Origin of the sequence: Neptunitalea chrysea, assembly GCF_027924145.1 — a bacterium.
GTDB classification, from domain to species: domain Bacteria; phylum Bacteroidota; class Bacteroidia; order Flavobacteriales; family Flavobacteriaceae; genus Neptunitalea; species Neptunitalea chrysea.
Genome location: NZ_BRVP01000086.1, coordinates 1 through 364, shown reverse-complemented (window position 1 = coordinate 364; position 364 = coordinate 1). Strand labels below are relative to the sequence as shown.

The following is a 364-nucleotide window of genomic DNA, read 5'->3' as shown; positions in this document are numbered from 1 at the left end:
GCCTCTCTGGTTTTTTTGTTATGTATAAAGTTAGGTGTTTTCATATGTAAACTCAAGTGCGGTCTTAAATTATTGTAAATATCAATGGACTCTTTTATAAGCTTGGCAAGCACTTTATTGTTTTTACATTTATAAATTAGGAACTCTTGTTTTAGTATTCCATTAATTCTTTCAGCTAAAGCATTTTGATAACAATCATATCCATCGGTCATTGATGGAGTAATGTGGTTGTTTTTAAGCACCTCTTGATATAGCTTAGAACAATACTGTAAACCTCTGTCTGAATGATGAATCAAGGGAAGTTTGGTCGTTCTTTTATCTATAGCCATATTTAGTGCTTTAACCACATTCTCTGCACTCATAT

1 protein-coding gene is annotated in these 364 nt (G+C 31.9%); it reads right to left on the bottom strand.

The features are described from left to right. A partial coding sequence (locus NBRC110019_RS16820; RefSeq protein ID WP_281756626.1) for an integrase core domain-containing protein occupies positions 1-364 on the bottom strand: 364 nt, incomplete at both ends.